At 60.0% G+C, this 2,103-nt stretch carries 2 protein-coding genes; one reads left to right on the forward strand and one right to left on the reverse strand.

The genetic code is table 11. The features are described from left to right. Window positions 1-105 precede the first annotated feature (105 nt). Complete coding sequence (locus tag QMX91_RS30805; protein ID WP_282413878.1) at window positions 106-840, reverse strand: ComF family protein; 735 nt, start codon at window positions 838-840, stop codon at window positions 106-108. A gap of 91 nt (window positions 841-931) precedes the next feature. Between QMX91_RS30805 and bioB the strand changes: the two genes are divergently transcribed. Then, on the forward strand, window positions 932-1,987 hold the full coding sequence (bioB, locus tag QMX91_RS30810; protein ID WP_047596458.1) for a biotin synthase BioB: 1,056 nt from the start codon (window positions 932-934) through the stop codon (window positions 1,985-1,987). Window positions 1,988-2,103 lie beyond the last annotated feature (116 nt).

A 2,103-nucleotide genomic window follows, 5' to 3' on the forward strand; every position in this document is an offset into this window, starting at 1 on the left:
GTAGGAGTGAGCCTGCTCGCGATGGCGGTGGAACAGTCAGCATCAATGTTGGCAGTGATTGCGCTATCGCGAGCAGGCTCACTCCTACAAGGGATTGTGTCGGTTTCAGCTTCCGGGTTTTGGCGTGCGCGCCAGGCAATACACGTCAACTCTCGACGCCCCTGCATCCCGCAGCAGTCGCGCCAGTGCCTGGGCCGTGGCGCCGGTGGTCAGCACATCATCAATCAACGCGAAGTGCCGACCTTTCACCTCGGCGTCAGGGGCCAGGGCGAAGGCGTGACGCAAATTGCGCTTGCGCGCCTTAGCGTCGAGATCCTGTTGGGCGCTGGTGTCGTGGACCCGCCGTAGAGCATGTTCCTCAAAAGGTAGATCCAGCTGTTGGCTCAACCATCGCCCCAGCATTGCCGCTTGATTGAACCCACGTTGACGCAGACGTTTGCTCGCCAGTGGCACCGGCAGCAACACGTCGGGTCGTGGCAATCCTTCATCGAAGCGATGTTGCAGGTATTGTCCGGCAACATCGGCGAGCAAGTGGCCAAACGGCCATTTCGCGTTGTGTTTAAAACGCGTAATCAAACTGTCCACCGGGAAGTCATAGCGCCACGGCACCACCACCTGTTCGAACACCGGCGGCTCTAGCAGGCATCCGCCGCAGGTCAGGCCAGCGCTGGGCAGCGGCAAGGCGCAGGTCTGGCAATGGTCGCCGAGCCAGGGCAGATCGGTTTCGCAGGCGACGCAGATTGGCACTTCTGCTTCTGCGGGTTCATCGCACAACAAACAGCTTTGTACGTTTTTTAAACAGATGTAAACCTGTGCTTCGTCTCGTGGTTGACAGCGCATGACTCTTCCTTAAATATGCCGAACATCCGTGTCGCGCCTGTGGGTATTCCGTTCCCACAGCCGCCAGCCAAGCATAACCAAGGAACTGCCCATGAGCGCCAGCACCTCTGCCACCCTGCGTCACGACTGGTCTTTAGCCGAAGTCAAAGCGCTCTTCGTACAGCCATTCAACGACTTGCTGTTCCAGGCGCAGACGGTGCACCGTGCCCATTTCAACGCCAACCGGGTGCAGGTTTCCACGCTGCTGTCGATCAAGACCGGCGCCTGCCCGGAAGACTGCAAGTACTGCCCGCAGTCCGGTCACTACAACACCGGCCTGGAAAAAGAAAAGCTGATGGAAGTGCAGAAAGTCCTCGAAGAGGCTGCCCGCGCCAAGGCCATCGGCTCGACCCGTTTCTGCATGGGGGCCGCGTGGAAGCACCCGTCGGCCAAAGACATGCCGTATGTGCTGAAGATGGTCGAAGGCGTGAAAGCCATGGGCCTGGAAACCTGCATGACCCTCGGTCGTCTCGATCAGGAACAGACCGAAGCGCTGGCCAAGGCTGGCCTCGATTACTACAACCACAACCTCGACACCTCGCCTGAGTTCTACGGCAGCATCATCACCACCCGCACCTACAGCGAACGCTTGCAGACGCTGGCCTACGTGCGTGAGTCGGGGATGAAGATCTGCTCCGGCGGCATTCTCGGCATGGGCGAGTCGCTGGACGACCGCGCCAACCTGCTGATCCAGTTGGCCAACCTGCCGGAGCATCCGGAGTCGGTGCCGATCAACATGCTGGTGAAAGTCGCCGGCACGCCGCTGGAAAACGCCGAAGACATCGACCCGTTCGACTTCATCCGCATGCTCGCTGTCGCGCGCATCCTCATGCCGCAATCCCACGTACGCCTGTCCGCCGGCCGTGAAGCGATGAACGAGCAGATGCAAGCGTTGGCGTTCTTCGCCGGTGCCAACTCGATTTTCTACGGCGACAAACTGCTGACCACTGCCAACCCGCAGGCCGACAAGGACATGCAACTGTTCGCGCGCCTTGGCATTCAGCCGGAAGCACGCGAAGAGCATTCCGATGAAGTGCATCAGGCCGCGATCGAGCAGGCGCTGGTGGAGCAGAAGAGCAGCGAGCAGTTCTATAACGCGGCGGTCTAAACCTGCGCGGATTTCTCTGAAGGAATGCAAAACCCCTGTGGGAGCGGGCTTGCTCGCGAAAGCGTCAGTGCGGTCGACATTACGTTGAATGTCAGACCGCCTTCGCGAGCAAGCCC

It is taken from the genome of Pseudomonas sp. PS01299 (genome assembly GCF_029960145.1).
GTDB classification, from domain to species: Bacteria; Pseudomonadota; Gammaproteobacteria; order Pseudomonadales; family Pseudomonadaceae; genus Aquipseudomonas; species Aquipseudomonas putida_A.

Coding starts and splice junctions, on each gene's coding strand:
- bioB (WP_047596458.1), top strand. CDS start 932: ATGAGCGCCAGCACCTCTGCCACCCTGCGTCACGACTGGTCTTTAGCC.
- QMX91_RS30805 (WP_282413878.1), bottom strand. CDS start 840: ATGCGCTGTCAACCACGAGACGAAGCACAGGTTTACATCTGTTTAAAA.